The sequence below is a fragment of the Stutzerimonas stutzeri genome, assembly GCF_024448985.1.
Taxonomy (GTDB): Bacteria; Pseudomonadota; Gammaproteobacteria; order Pseudomonadales; family Pseudomonadaceae; genus Stutzerimonas; species Stutzerimonas stutzeri_AP.
Window position 1 is genome coordinate 74,459 of record NZ_JAMOII010000016.1, and the last position, 11,656, is coordinate 86,114.

Consider the following 11,656-nt stretch of genomic DNA (forward strand, 5'->3'; position numbering starts at 1 on the left):
CAGTGCCATTGCTGGCGAAAGGTAAGAAAGCATGACCAAGCGAGCGCCATATGTGCAGCGCCCGCCTTGTCAGCATTGATGAACGCGGCGCATCACCAGCGGTAGCGCAATACCTCGCCCTGATCCGGCTGCAACCGTTGCTCGGCGGCAGGCTGATCCGGCTCCTCGATCGGAGCCTGGGCATCGATCGGAGAAGCGTCGCTGCCCGCAACCGGCACTGCCGCATTCGTCGGCGGCGCGTCGGCATCGTTCGCCGGCAAACCGGCATCGACCGGCTGCGCATCGATCTCGCCAGCCGGCACTTCCTGCAGTCGCGCCAGGGCGAGCTGAGACCGCAATTGCTCCGAGCTGGCATTGAGGCGGTACACCAGCCGATCACTTTCGACCCGTATCAGGCGAGCGCTGAAGGGCTCGAGCAGGCGATCCAATTCGGCGAAGCGCTCGACATCGGCGCCCAGCACTTCAAGCGTGATTTCTTCGGTCTCGCCCGGCGCCACGCGGTATTGCGGTGCGAGAAACTTGCTGACCGCCAGCATCACCGCATCGGCGGTCGCGGCCCGGCTATCGCCGCTCGCCTTGCCTTGCGTCTGCTTGTCGCCAAGCCAGAGGCGCCAACTGGCCTCCCAGGTTTCGCCGGTCTGCTTCGCAAGCACCGTCAGCAGGCCATCCGCATCGTAGCGTTCCGACACGTCGCGAAGCGCCTCAGGCTGTTTCGCCGCGACCGTCTCGGCAGTGGCTGCGAGCTGCTCGCTCAGATCGGCCAGAGGCAGGCGCAGCGGCAAGCCGCGATGCTGGGCAGCTGCTTGTAGATCGGACGAGCCTTCCTGAGCGTCACCGACCAGATGCGTGCCGTTGACCGACTCGCCCAGCCACCAAATCAGGATGCTCGGGCGGTCAGCTCCCCATAACGACAGCCCCGCGGACCGCAGCGCGCGCTCGGTTGTGATTGGATCGAAGCTCACCACAACGGCATCGCCCTCGTAGGCGTAGCGGCTGACCAGCTGCTGCGGATCACTGCGCAGTTGCGCAACAGCTGTCGTTTCGGGCTCGCCCGTAAGGCGTAGCACGAGGGTATCGAACGCCTTGCGCAGTGCTTCCTCGCGCTCGTCCGGCTGCTGGCTGGCAACCGGTTCACGCACCTTGTATAGATCACTGAGAGGTGCCGCCATGCCTTGGGCGGAGACGACCGCGCAGCAAAGGGCCAAAAGATGGGGAATGAGGCGCATGGAAATACTCGCTGGCTGGCCAGTCATGGGGAGCCTACCGGTCGACTGACGACGATCGGGTTCGGCCACGGTGAGTCAAGCGCTATACCTTAAACAGGCGTCTGAACCGCGGCAACCGCCGCGCCCCGGAGTTGCGCGTCGGGCATCACTACTCTGCGGCGCATACTCGCCGATCTATGCCACGGGAACCGCGGGCGGGATGGCCGCTGTGCGGCAAGCCTGATAAAATCGCGCGCTTTCCGTAGACCGGTCCGGCGTCCTCGCCGCATCGAGACAACAGCCTTGTCCCACCGGTCGCCCCGCACTCTCCTTCACAGGTCCGGATTATGAGCAAGCAACCCTCCATCAGCTACAAGGACGCCGGTGTCGACATCGATGCAGGCGAAGCGCTGGTCGAACGCATCAAGGGCGTGGCCAAGCGTACCGCGCGTCCTGAAGTCATGGGCGGTCTGGGCGGCTTCGGCGCGCTCTGCGAAATTCCGGCCGGCTACAAGCAGCCGGTACTAGTCTCCGGTACCGACGGCGTCGGTACCAAGCTGCGCCTGGCACTGAATCTGAACAAGCACGACAGCATCGGCCAGGATCTGGTGGCCATGTGTGTCAACGACCTGGTGGTCTGCGGCGCCGAGCCGTTGTTCTTCCTCGACTATTACGCCACCGGCAAACTCAACGTGGATATCGCCGCGACCGTGGTCACCGGCATCGGTGCCGGCTGCGAACTTGCCGGTTGCTCGCTTGTTGGCGGTGAAACCGCCGAAATGCCTGGCATGTACGAAGGCGAAGATTACGACCTGGCCGGCTTCTGCGTTGGCGTGGTCGAGAAGAGCGAAATCATCGACGGCTCAAAGGTTACCGCGGGCGATGCGCTGATCGCCCTGCCCTCCTCCGGCCCGCACTCCAACGGTTACTCGTTGATCCGCAAAATCATCGAGGTGGCCGGCGCCGATATCGAGAACATCCAGCTCGACGGCAAATCGCTCACCGAACTGCTGATGGCGCCGACCCGGATCTACGTCAAGCCGCTGCTCAAGCTGATCAAGGACACCGGCGCGGTCAAAGCCATGGCGCACATCACCGGTGGCGGCCTGCTGGACAACATTCCGCGCGTACTGCCTGAAGGCAGTCAGGCCGTCCTCGATATCGCCAGCTGGAATCGTCCGGCGGTGTTCGACTGGCTCCAGGAGAAAGGCAACGTCGACGAACATGAAATGCACCGCGTGCTGAACTGCGGCGTCGGCATGGTCATTTGCGTTGCGCAGGATCAGGTCGAGACCGTTCTCGGCAACCTCCGTGACTCCGGCGAGAGCCCTTGGGTGATCGGCGAAATCGCCTCGGCTGGCACAGATGCCGAGCGTGTCGTGCTGAACAATCTGAAACAACGCTGATGAGCCTCGGCGCGCCCTGCGACGTCGTAGTGCTGATTTCAGGGTCCGGCAGCAATTTGCAGGCCCTGATCGACAGCCTCGGTGAAGATAATCCGGTGCGTATCCGCGCGGTCGTGTCGAATCGCGCCGACGCATTCGGTCTGCAGCGCGCGCAAGCAGCCGGCATTGCCACTCACGTGGTGCAACACAAGGACTTCGCCGATCGCGAAGCCTTCGACGCCGCGCTGATCGAGATCATCGATACGCACAAGCCGCAGCTGGTCGTACTGGCCGGTTTCATGCGCATACTCACATCGAGCTTCGTCCGCCATTACCAGGGCCGTCTGCTCAATATCCACCCCTCTCTGCTGCCGAAATACAAGGGCCTGGACACCCACCGCCGCGCCCTTGAAGCTGGAGACCATGAGCACGGCTGCAGCGTGCATTTCGTCACCGAAGAGCTCGATGGTGGCCCCGTGGCAATACAGGCCAGCCTCAATATCGAGCCCGGCGAAAGCATCGGCGAACTGACCGATCGGGTGCACGCAGCCGAGCACATCATCTATCCGCTGGCTGTCCGCTGGTTTGCCGAAGGCCGCTTGCGCCTTGCCGAGCAAGGCGCGATGCTTGACGACATTCCGTTGCCGGCTTCCGGCCATCCGATACGAATCTAGGAGATCTTATGCGTCGCGCTTTGCTGCTCGCTCTTGCCGTACTGGCCTTGCCGGCCCAGGCCCTGGAGCTCAAGCCCTTCTCCGCCAGCTACACCGCGGACTGGAAACAAGTGCCTGTCAGCGGCACCGCCCAGCGCAGTCTGGAAAAACTCGAAGGCAACACCTGGCAGCTGGATTTCGAAGCCTCCATGCTGGTGGCCAGCTTCAATGAACGCAGCACCTTTAGCGTCGAGGGCGAAACCCTCATCCCGCAGAAATACCGCCTCAAGCGCAGCGGCCTGGGTAAAGGCAAAACCATCAAGCACGACTTCGATTGGCAGGCCAAGCAGGTCGTTGGCGAAGACCGTGGCGATCCGGTCAAGCTGCCCCTCAACCGCGGCCTGCTGGACAAATCCACCTATCAAATCGCACTTCAGGAGGCTGTGGCGGCGGGCGAAAAAAGCATGAGCTACCAAGTCGTCGATGGCGATGAAATCGAAACCTACGACTTCCGTGTGCTCGGCGACGAACAGGTCAGCACCAAGGCAGGCCGGATCGATGCCATCAAGGTCGAGCGCGTGCGTGATCCGACGCAGAGCAAACGCCAGACCATCCTCTGGTTCGCCAAGGACTGGGATTACATGCTGGTCCGCCTGCATCAGGTGGAAAAAGACGGCAAGGAATACCAGATCATGCTCGAAGAAGGCACCGTCGACGGCAAAGCCGTGAAAGGTGACTGATTGCCGCCGCGCCGGGCAGCCGGCGCGTTATCACCTGCCGTTTCAGCGAATCTCACCATGACCTTTCCCCGCGTCTTGCTGCTCGCCCTGCTGCCAGTTTTCGCCGGCTGCCAATCGCTACCTTGGAGCGACGAGCCTCGCAAACAGCCGACCGAGCGGTTTCAGGGCGAAGTCATACATCGCGACGGCCTGCTGTCGTTGCGCACCTGTCAGGGCGAACGCCAGATCGCACTGCTCGACACCGGCGCGACCGGGCTACCCGAAGACGCCCAGGCGCTAATGTCCGACAGCCACCAACCGCTGTTTGCCGATGTACGCGGCATGCTGATTTCGCGGGATGGCGATAGGCAACTGCAACTGACACAGGTCTATCGCCTGCAGGCCGAAGGTCCTGGCTGCGACGCAGACGAATTCAAGCAGCTGACGCTGCGCGCCAGTGGCAACGAGCCAGGTTGGAGCGTAAGGATCACCACGCACGGCATGCTGCTCGAACGCCCCGGCGAAGCGCCGCTGGCCGTGCCGTATCTGGAAGAACAGTTGCCGGGCGGACAGACCAGTTTCAGCAGCGAGGCCAATGATCAGCGCCTCAATCTCTGGGTAGCGCCACAGCGCTGCGTCGACAGTGCCAGCGGCGCAATCAGCCACCTGACCGCCGAACTGCGTATCGACGACCAAACCCTGCGCGGCTGCGCCTACTACGGCGGCGCGCGCAACGAATGAATCTATCGAAGCGCGTACCGGCGCGCTTCCCGACGTTTCGAAGACCCCGATAATGAATAACGACCTGTCCCTGCTGCAGCCTTATCCGTTCGAGAAACTCCGCGCCCTGCTCGCCGGCGTGCAACCGCCGAGCGAAAAGCGCGCTATCGCTTTATCAATCGGCGAACCGAAACATCCATCGCCCGATTTCGTTGCCCAGGCGCTGACTACCAGCCTCGATCAGTTGGCGGTATATCCGTCCACCCTCGGCATCCCCGAGCTTCGCGAGTCCATCGCACGCTGGTGCGAACGTCGCTTCGGCGTGGCGGCCGACAGCCTCGACCCGGCGCGCCACGTGCTGCCGGTCAACGGCACCCGCGAAGCCCTGTTTGCGTTCACTCAGGCCGTCGTCAACCGCAGCGCGGATGCCCTGGTGCTCAGCCCCAATCCGTTCTATCAGATTTATGAAGGCGCGGCGCTTCTGGCCGGTGCCACACCGCATTACCTGCCCTGTACCGCCGAGAATGGGTTCAATCCGGATTTCGACGCCGTTCCGGCCGATATGTGGCAGCGCACGCAAATCCTGTTTCTCTGCTCGCCGGGCAACCCCACCGGCGCGCTGGTGCCGCTGGACACGCTGAAGAAGCTGATCGCGCTGGCCGACGAGCATGATTTCGTTATTGCGGCCGACGAGTGCTACAGCGAGCTTTACTTCGATGAAGCGCATCCGCCAGCCGGATTGCTGACCGCATGCGCCGCGCTGGGCCGTAACGATTTCAAACGCTGCGTGGTGTTCCACAGCCTATCCAAGCGCTCGAATCTGCCGGGGCTGCGCTCCGGATTCGTTGCCGGGGATGCGGATATTCTCAAGGCGTTTCTGCTCTACCGCACCTATCACGGCTGCGCCATGCCGGTGCAGACCCAACTCGCAAGCATCGCCGCCTGGAACGACGAGGCGCATGTCCAGGCCAATCGCCAGATGTACCGCGAGAAGTTCGATGCGGTTCTGGACATTCTCACGCCGGTAATGGATGTCCAGCGCCCTGATGGCGGCTTCTACCTGTGGCCGAAAACGCCCATCGGGGACCAGCAATTCACTCGCGAGCTGTTTGCCCACGAACACGTGACGGTGGTGCCAGGGTCCTATCTATCACGAGAAGTCGACGGCTTCAGCCCTGGTAAGGATCGGGTTCGCATGGCGCTGGTGGCGCCGCTCGCCGATTGCGTCGAAGCAGCCGAGCGCATCCGCGCATTTATCGCCACGCTTTGAAGGCAGAGCCGGAGCCGGACGCGGCGGCGTCCGGCCCTCTTTCAGGCGACGCCTGGCGGAATCATGTCCTTGCCGTAGTCGCGCAATTTCTCAAGATTTTCCGGCTTCATGTGCTCCGGAATGTCCGCCGTGATGGGTTCTTCGCGCTCATCATGCTCCCCCACATCGGGCTTTTCGGGCTCGTTCATGGCGCTCTCCTCAGATTGCGTTCTCTTCCCAGATCAGCTCACCGTCGTTGCTGACCTCTCGGACCTTGGTCAGCGCCGCCTCAGCTGCTACTTCGGCCTCGGACGCGAGATCGTAATGCCGGCCATTGGCGACTTTGAATACTCGGGCAGTGTCGTCGGTATCACGACGCTTAACCGCAATCACCGCCTCGAATCCATCATCGGCAGGAACGGCGGACGAAATGGCCTCATGGTTTTCGAAATGCTTGCGTGCCATACATGACCTCATCGTTGCGAGTGTGATCAATGGACAACGCATCGTGTAAAAAAGGTCGGACCGCTCGCGACCTCACGGCTGAACCGATAGCCGCCGCGGCGACTCCCACTCTTAACAGTGACACTCAGGAGGCCAGCCATGCCCATGAATGAAACCTATACAGCCAGCGCACCTTCGCGAGACGAAGTCGACGATCTAGAAGGTTTCACCCTGCTCGAATTCGGTACCGACTGGTGTGGTCATTGCCGTGCGGCGCAACCGCCGCTGGCTACCGCCATGGCCGGACGTTCACTGCGCCATTTGAAGATCGAGGACGGTCCGGGCCGCCCTCTGGGGCGGTCGTTTCGCGTCAAGCTGTGGCCCACGCTGATTCTCATGCGCCAAGGCGAAGAACTCGGCCGCGTAGTGCGGCCAATCAGCACCCAGGCCATCGAGGACCTGCTGCGCCAGGCGGGCAACTCCGCAAGCTGAAGCGTCCAGGCCGCTCAAAGCGGCAGGTTCATGTTCATCGTGGCATAATCCTCGGTCCAGTTTGGCCGGAGAATGCGGAGCTGTTATGCCCGATCAACACAAAGGACTCTGTCTGTACGGCATCAAGGCGTGCGACACCATGAAAAAGGCCCGTACCTGGCTCGACCAGCAGGGCTTGAGCTATGAGTTCCATGACTACAAGAGCGCCGGCATCGACCGCGCCCACCTGGAAGCTTGGTGCAATGAACATGGCTGGCAGACCGTACTCAACCGTGCTGGCACCACCTTCCGCAAGCTGGACGATGTGCAGAAAGCTGATCTTGACCAAGCCAAGGCCATTGAGCTGATGCTGGCCCAGCCATCGATGATCAAGCGCCCCGTCCTCGATTTGGGCGACAAGACGCTGATTGGCTTCAAGCCGGATATTTACGCTGCCGAGCTGGCAGCCAAGAACTGAGACCCGCTCGCAGGACGAGCGTGATTGATAAAAGGATTCCCCATGAGCAAAAACCTATTCAGCCTGGCGTTCGGCGTCGGCACACAGAACCGTCAGGGCAGCTGGCTGGAAGTCTTCTACGCGCAGCCGCTGCTGCAACCGGCCGGCGAATTGGTTGCTGCCATCGCCCCGCTGCTCGGCTATGAAGGTGGCAACCAAGCCATCACCATCACCACCAGCCAGGCCGCGCAACTGGCGGATGCGATCAAATCGATCAACAGCACTCAGCACGCACTACTGACCCGCCTGGCCGAAAGCCAGCGCCCGCTGGTGGTCACACTGCTTGCCGAAGACGCCGCGCTGACCTCGACCCCTGAGGCCTACCTCAAGCTGCATCTGATCTCCCATCGCCTGGTCAAGCCTCACGGCCTGAACCTCGCCGGCATCTTCCCGCTGCTGCCCAACGTCGCCTGGACCAACCAGGGCGCGGTGGATCTGGCCGAACTGGCCGAGCGTCAACTGGAAGCACGCCTGAAAGGCTATCTGCTGGAAGTCGTCTCCGTCGACAAATTCCCGAAGATGACCGATTACGTGGTCCCGGCTGGGGTGCGCATCGCCGACACCGCACGCGTCCGTCTTGGCGCCTACGTGGGCGAAGGCACGACCGTAATGCATGAGGGCTTCATCAACTTCAACGCCGGCACCGAGGGCCCAGGCATGATCGAAGGCCGCGTCTCGGCCGGCGTGTTCGTCGGCAAGGGCTCGGACCTCGGCGGCGGCTGCTCGACCATGGGGACCCTGTCCGGCGGCGGCAACATCGTCATTTCCGTAGGTGAAGGCTGCCTGATCGGTGCTAATGCCGGTATCGGCATCCCGCTGGGCGACCGCAACACCGTGGAAGCCGGCCTGTACATTACCGCTGGCACCAAGGTGAACCTGCTCGACGAGCAAGGCGAGCTGGTCAAGGTGGTGAAAGGGCGCGAGCTGGCTAACCAGACCGACCTACTGTTCCGCCGCAACTCGCTGACCGGCGCGGTCGAATGCAAGACCCACAAGTCCGCGATCGAGCTGAACGAAGCGCTGCACGCGCATAACTGACCGCTTAGCTGGAAGCCATAAGCCGGACGCTGGAAGCAACCGCGCATCGCTTGGGCTTCCAGCTTCCAGCTTCAGGCTTAACGCTATGCTTTTGTCTCCCTGGCGTTCCGATTTCCCCGCCCTGGCTGTTCTCGAAGCCCAGGGCCAGACGTACCTCGATAGCGCCGCCACGGCGCAGAAGCCGCAGGCATTGATCGATGCGCTGACCGGTTATTACACCTGCGGCACTGCCAACGTTCACCGCGCTCAGCATCAACCGGCCGAACGTGCCACCCGCGCTTTCGAGGATTCACGGATCAAAGTGGCGCGATGGCTTAACGCAGCCTGCCCTACCGAAATCGTGTTTACCCGTGGTGCTACCGAAGCGCTCAACCTGCTCGCCTATGGCCTCGAACCGTTGATCGAAGCGGATGACGAGATCGTCGTCAGCGCGCTGGAGCATCACGCCAACTTGTTGCCCTGGCAGCAGCTGGCAAAACGGCGCAATGCCAGGCTGGTGGTGCTACCGCTGGATAATCGCGGCGTGATCGACCTGCACGCTGCTGCCAGCCTTATCGGACCAAGAACTCGCCTGCTTGCCGTCAGCCAGCTGTCCAATGTACTTGGGGCCTGGCAACCGCTCGCCGAGTTGTTGCCACTGGCCAAGGCTCACGGCGCGCTAACGATCGTCGACGGCGCCCAAGGCGTGGTCCACGGCCGGCACGACATGCAGACGCTGGCCTGCGACTTCTATGTACTCTCCAGCCACAAGCTCTACGGGCCGGAAGGCGTCGGCGCGCTTTACGGGCGCGGCGAGTCATTGCTCAAGCTCAGGCACTGGCAATACGGCGGCGAGATGGTCCGCGTCGCCGATTTCCAGCACGCCGAATTCCATGCCGCACCACTGGGTTTCGAGGCCGGTACGCCGCCCATCGGTGCGGTCATCGGGCTCGGTGCGACGCTGGATTATCTGTCCAGACTGGACGCAACGGCAGTGGCTGACCACGAACAATCACTGCATAAACATTTACTGGCGGGTCTCGCGACCCGTGAAGGCGTGCGACTGCTGGGCGAACCGCAGTTGGCACTGGCCAGCTTCACCGTAGACGGCATTCATCACGGTGATCTGGCGCACCTGCTCACCGAACAAGGCATCGCGATACGCAGCGGGACCCATTGCGCACAGCCGCTGTTGAAAGCCCTGGGAATCGATGGCGCCATCCGCGTATCGCTCGGGCTGTACAACGACGGCACCGATCTGGAGCGCTTCTTCGCAGCACTGGATCAGGCGCTGGAAATCCTGCGATGAGCGAACTGCCTCCCTCTGCTAGCGAAGCCCTGCTCGGCTTTCAACAGGCTGCCGGCTGGGAACAGCGCGCGCGGTTGCTGATGCAATGGGGCGACCGGCTCGAGCCGCTCAGCGAACTCGAACGCAACGAGACCAACCAAGTGGCAGGCTGCGAGAGCAAGCTGTGGTTGACCGGCGAGCGGCAGGGAAATCTCTTGTATTTCCGCGGCACCAGCGAGGCGCGCCTGCTACGCGGGCTATTGGCCGTTCTCCTAGTGCGCGTCAACGGACTCGACGCTGCTCAGCTGCGGCAGCTCGACATCGCAGAGTGGTTCGATCAGCTCGGCCTGTCGCGGCAGCTATCGCCTTCGCGCAGCAACGGCATGAACGCAGTATTGGCGCGCATGCGCGAGTTGAGCCGGCAAACGCGATAACGGCTCATCCGGCAGAGCGCCAGGGAAACCAACGCGGCGTTCGTCGGCAGTAATCGCGATACTGCTCACCGAACACCGATTCCAGGTAGGGCTCTTCATAACGCGCGATATACACCGCGGCGAAGCGGCCCCAGATCGCCAGCCACACCGCCAGCAGCGGCGAGCTGTAGATCAACATCAGGCCGATCAGCACGAAGGTGCCCGACCACATCATCGGATGCCTGACCAATCCGTACGGACCGCCTCGCAACAGGGCCTTCGGTCCGGATAGAGGGCTGACCGTTCCCTTGCCATGCCGGTACATCATCAGCGCGCAGATAATCGCCAGCAGCCCTCCCAGATTCATTAGCGTGACGCCGGCGTATTTCAGAACTGCCAGGCGCGGCAGCTCAATGCCCAGTTGCTGTTCCAGTTGCAGAAAGAAACGCGGGAATACATAGAGCACGCCGAACGGGCCGACGATCAGGTAGATCAGGGTATCGATTCTGCCGAGCAGCTTTTTCACTTGTATGGCGTCCGATCCGTCTCAGACTAGGGACAACAAGCGCAACGCCCCGGTTCGCCTTCGACGAAGGCAAAGGCAACAGCGTCAGGACTAGCCTATCGGCGCACGCTCCGCCGGCCGCCGCGCTCCCGCCACCAGCTTGTCGACGGCGCGCGCCGCCGCCACCAGACCGAAACTGGCGGTGACCATCATCGCCGCGCCGAAACCGCCCGCACAGTCGAGCTTCACCCCCTCGCCCACGAAACTCTTGCTTTGACAGACACCACCATCCGGCTTGGGATAGCGCAGCTGCTCGGTGGAAAACACACAGGGCACACTGTAGGTGCGGCCCGGTGTGCGGGAAAAATTGTATTCGCGCCGCAGCAGGGAACGCACCTTGGCGGCCAGCGGATCGTTGAAGGTCTTGTTCAAATCGGCAACCTGGATCTGCGTCGGATCCACCTGCCCGCCCGCGCCGCCCGTGGCGACGATCTGAATCTTGCGTCGCTTGCACCAGGCGATCAGCGCGGCCTTGGCCGGCACGCTGTCGATGCAGTCGATGACGCAATCCATCTGTTCGGTGATGTATTCGGCCATGGTGTCGCGCGTGACGAAGTCGGCAACGGCATGCACCACGCAGGCCGGGTTAATCGCCCTGATCCGCGCCGCCATCTCATCGACTTTGGATTTGCCCACGGCACCTTCCAGCGCGTGCACCTGCCGGTTGGTGTTGGTAATGCAGACGTCGTCCAGATCGAACAGACTGATCTCGCCGACCCCGCTACGCGCCAGCGCCTCGGCCGCCCAGGAACCAACGCCTCCAATCCCGACCACTGCGACATGCGCCGCCGCCAAGCGCTCTAGCCCGGCGGCGCCGTAAAGGCGTGCGATGCCGCCAAATCGCTGATCGTCGATAGCCATGTCGATACCCCAGGAGAACATTGCGCGATTATAGGGCCGACATTCACCTCGATCCCAGCCCGTAACGTCAGCTGTGACAGCCCTTCTGAAGGCTTCGCCCGAGGGCGGGCCTCGTATGTCAAATCTAAGCCTGCGCCACTCTTGCAACA

At 62.4% G+C, this 11,656-nt stretch carries 15 protein-coding genes; 10 read left to right on the top strand and 5 right to left on the bottom strand.

Features of this window, described 5'->3' with window-relative positions:
- Positions 1–92: 92 nt before the first annotated feature.
- Positions 93–1,226: a DUF2066 domain-containing protein gene (locus tag NA647_RS15750; protein WP_256058548.1), complete on the bottom strand. Its 1,134-nt coding sequence runs from the start codon at positions 1,224–1,226 to the stop codon at positions 93–95.
- A 323-nt stretch (positions 1,227–1,549) separates the two neighbouring features.
- On the opposite strand from NA647_RS15750, the gene purM reads away from it, so the two are divergent.
- From purM to dapC, 5 genes are read left to right on the top strand one after another with little or no spacing between them, the layout of a single operon-like run.
- A complete protein-coding gene (gene purM, locus NA647_RS15755; RefSeq protein ID WP_256058563.1) occupies positions 1,550–2,611 on the top strand; it encodes a phosphoribosylformylglycinamidine cyclo-ligase in 1,062 nt (353 codons plus the stop codon).
- Positions 2,611–3,264 carry a phosphoribosylglycinamide formyltransferase gene (gene purN, locus NA647_RS15760; protein ID WP_256058549.1) on the top strand — a complete coding sequence of 218 codons (654 nt, stop codon included), beginning with the start codon at positions 2,611–2,613 and terminating at the stop codon, positions 3,262–3,264. The genes purM and purN overlap by 1 nt, the downstream gene beginning before the upstream one ends.
- 8 nt (positions 3,265–3,272) lie before the next feature.
- Entirely contained in the window at positions 3,273–3,983 is a 711-nt protein-coding gene (locus NA647_RS15765; RefSeq protein WP_256058550.1) for a DUF3108 domain-containing protein, read from the top strand.
- Positions 3,984–4,040: 57 nt separating this feature from the next.
- Positions 4,041–4,703: a COG3650 family protein gene (locus NA647_RS15770; RefSeq protein ID WP_256058551.1), complete on the top strand. Its 663-nt coding sequence runs from the start codon at positions 4,041–4,043 to the stop codon at positions 4,701–4,703.
- Positions 4,704–4,755: 52 nt separating this feature from the next.
- Positions 4,756–5,952, top strand: a complete 1,197-nt coding sequence (gene dapC / locus NA647_RS15775; protein WP_256058552.1) for a succinyldiaminopimelate transaminase — start codon at positions 4,756–4,758, stop codon at positions 5,950–5,952.
- A 41-nt stretch (positions 5,953–5,993) separates the two neighbouring features.
- Here the strand turns inward: dapC and NA647_RS15780 are convergent, their stop codons facing one another.
- On the bottom strand, positions 5,994–6,140 hold the full coding sequence (locus NA647_RS15780; protein WP_256047062.1) for a hypothetical protein: 147 nt from the start codon (positions 6,138–6,140) through the stop codon (positions 5,994–5,996).
- Between the two features lie 10 nt (positions 6,141–6,150).
- Positions 6,151–6,396, bottom strand: coding sequence for a hypothetical protein (locus tag NA647_RS15785; protein ID WP_181100985.1), 246 nt, complete (start codon positions 6,394–6,396; stop codon positions 6,151–6,153).
- Between the two features lie 138 nt (positions 6,397–6,534).
- Between NA647_RS15785 and NA647_RS15790 the strand changes: the two genes are divergently transcribed.
- The 5 genes from NA647_RS15790 (at position 6,535) to NA647_RS15810 (ending at position 10,102) form a co-directional block, all read left to right on the top strand.
- Positions 6,535–6,867: a thioredoxin family protein gene (locus NA647_RS15790; RefSeq protein ID WP_256058553.1), complete on the top strand. Its 333-nt coding sequence runs from the start codon at positions 6,535–6,537 to the stop codon at positions 6,865–6,867.
- A gap of 85 nt (positions 6,868–6,952) precedes the next feature.
- The gene (locus tag NA647_RS15795; RefSeq protein ID WP_256058554.1) at positions 6,953–7,324 is read left to right on the top strand and encodes an ArsC family reductase; all 372 of its coding nucleotides are present in this window, start codon (positions 6,953–6,955) and stop codon (positions 7,322–7,324) included.
- A 42-nt stretch (positions 7,325–7,366) separates the two neighbouring features.
- The gene (gene dapD / locus NA647_RS15800; RefSeq protein ID WP_256058555.1) at positions 7,367–8,401 is read left to right on the top strand and encodes a 2,3,4,5-tetrahydropyridine-2,6-dicarboxylate N-succinyltransferase; all 1,035 of its coding nucleotides are present in this window, start codon (positions 7,367–7,369) and stop codon (positions 8,399–8,401) included.
- Between the two features lie 85 nt (positions 8,402–8,486).
- Entirely contained in the window at positions 8,487–9,689 is a 1,203-nt protein-coding gene (locus NA647_RS15805; protein WP_256058556.1) for an aminotransferase class V-fold PLP-dependent enzyme, read from the top strand.
- Entirely contained in the window at positions 9,686–10,102 is a 417-nt protein-coding gene (locus NA647_RS15810; protein WP_256058557.1) for a SufE family protein, read from the top strand. The genes NA647_RS15805 and NA647_RS15810 overlap by 4 nt, the downstream gene beginning before the upstream one ends.
- A gap of 4 nt (positions 10,103–10,106) precedes the next feature.
- On the opposite strand, the gene NA647_RS15815 is transcribed toward NA647_RS15810, so the two are convergent.
- Together NA647_RS15815 and tcdA are read right to left on the bottom strand one after the other, a co-directional pair.
- The gene (locus NA647_RS15815; protein ID WP_256058558.1) at positions 10,107–10,607 is read right to left on the bottom strand and encodes a methyltransferase family protein; all 501 of its coding nucleotides are present in this window, start codon (positions 10,605–10,607) and stop codon (positions 10,107–10,109) included.
- Between the two features lie 90 nt (positions 10,608–10,697).
- Positions 10,698–11,507 (bottom strand): tRNA cyclic N6-threonylcarbamoyladenosine(37) synthase TcdA, encoded by an 810-nt coding sequence (gene tcdA / locus NA647_RS15820; protein WP_256058559.1) that lies wholly within the window; start codon positions 11,505–11,507, stop codon positions 10,698–10,700.
- Positions 11,508–11,656: the final 149 nt, after the last annotated feature.

Bases quoted from the DNA above. Each gene is read 5' to 3' on its own strand.
- NA647_RS15810 (WP_256058557.1), top strand. From the start codon at position 9,686: ATGAGCGAACTGCCTCCCTCTGCTAGCGAAGCCCTGCTCGGCTTTCAA.
- dapC (WP_256058552.1), top strand. From the start codon at position 4,756: ATGAATAACGACCTGTCCCTGCTGCAGCCTTATCCGTTCGAGAAACTC.
- NA647_RS15780 (WP_256047062.1), bottom strand. From the start codon at position 6,140: ATGAACGAGCCCGAAAAGCCCGATGTGGGGGAGCATGATGAGCGCGAA.
- NA647_RS15750 (WP_256058548.1), bottom strand. From the start codon at position 1,226: ATGCGCCTCATTCCCCATCTTTTGGCCCTTTGCTGCGCGGTCGTCTCC.
- NA647_RS15790 (WP_256058553.1), top strand. From the start codon at position 6,535: ATGCCCATGAATGAAACCTATACAGCCAGCGCACCTTCGCGAGACGAA.
- NA647_RS15805 (WP_256058556.1), top strand. From the start codon at position 8,487: ATGCTTTTGTCTCCCTGGCGTTCCGATTTCCCCGCCCTGGCTGTTCTC.
- NA647_RS15770 (WP_256058551.1), top strand. From the start codon at position 4,041: ATGACCTTTCCCCGCGTCTTGCTGCTCGCCCTGCTGCCAGTTTTCGCC.
- purN (WP_256058549.1), top strand. From the start codon at position 2,611: ATGAGCCTCGGCGCGCCCTGCGACGTCGTAGTGCTGATTTCAGGGTCC.
- tcdA (WP_256058559.1), bottom strand. From the start codon at position 11,507: ATGGCTATCGACGATCAGCGATTTGGCGGCATCGCACGCCTTTACGGC.
- NA647_RS15795 (WP_256058554.1), top strand. From the start codon at position 6,953: ATGCCCGATCAACACAAAGGACTCTGTCTGTACGGCATCAAGGCGTGC.
- NA647_RS15765 (WP_256058550.1), top strand. From the start codon at position 3,273: ATGCGTCGCGCTTTGCTGCTCGCTCTTGCCGTACTGGCCTTGCCGGCC.
- dapD (WP_256058555.1), top strand. From the start codon at position 7,367: ATGAGCAAAAACCTATTCAGCCTGGCGTTCGGCGTCGGCACACAGAAC.
- NA647_RS15785 (WP_181100985.1), bottom strand. From the start codon at position 6,396: ATGGCACGCAAGCATTTCGAAAACCATGAGGCCATTTCGTCCGCCGTT.